Annotated in this window: 1 pseudogene; it reads left to right on the top strand. The window is 37.9% G+C overall.

The features are described from left to right. A pseudogene (locus ACTFWY_RS17775) lies at nt 1-958 on the top strand (IS3 family transposase); the annotation flags it as partial.

Below are 958 nucleotides of genomic sequence, written 5' to 3'. Positions count from 1 at the left end.
TCCTATCGAGAAGTTGCTAGCACTTTAGAAATGAACAACCCTGCGCTTATTGCCAATTGGATGCGTAATTTCAGAGAAGCAGGTATTGAGGGGCTCTCAAAAGAGAAAGGGCGACCACTTACTTTGACTAGAAAAAAAGAAAACAAAAAAGAAAATACAACAACTGAAGAACGCGATCGTATCAAGGCATTAGAAAAGCAAGTCCGATCCCTTCAAATTGAGAATGCCTTTTTAAAAGAGTTGAGGAAGCTGCGAAAACAGGAAGCCCAGCAAAGACGCAAGAATCAATCGCACGAATCATCGCCAGCCTCCGAGGATCATTCAAACTAGTTGAGCTTCTTGAAACATTGAAATTTCCTAAAGCAACCTATATGTATTGGCAGAAACGGTTTGACAGACCAAACCCAGACCAAGAAATTGAAGAAAAAATGCTTGAAATTCGCAAAGATCATAAAGATTACGGCTGTCTGCGACTAAAAAAAGAATTAGAGAATCAAGGGATTCATGTCAATAAAAAGAAGATTCAACGTCTGATAAAAAAACTAGGTATCGAAGTAAAGTCTTACACTCGAAAATCTCGACGGTACAATTCTTATCGTGGGAAGGTTGGCACTGTCGCCAAAAATCGTATTCATCGTCGGTTTTATACAAATATCTGTCACCAAAAAATTACAACTGATACCACAGAGTTTAAGTATTATGAAGTAGACACCACAGGTGTCGTTCGTCAGAAAAAGCTGTATTTAGATCCTTTCATGGATTTCTACAATAGTGAAATTCTATCTTATCGGATTTCTGAAAAACCAAACGCACTAGCCATAATGGAAGGATTAGAAGAAGCAATCCAGATGACAAATGATTGTCCATTTCGTAGAACCTTCCATTCAGATCAAGGATGGGCCTATCAAATGAATGCTTATAAGAATAAATTGAAGCAGCATAAAATCTTCCAGAGTAT

Origin of the sequence: Enterococcus sp. 125944 (assembly GCF_051909435.1) — a bacterium.
Taxonomy (GTDB): Bacteria; Bacillota; Bacilli; order Lactobacillales; family Enterococcaceae; genus Enterococcus_D; species Enterococcus_D gallinarum.
This window is presented reverse-complemented; position numbering and strand designations above follow the sequence as displayed.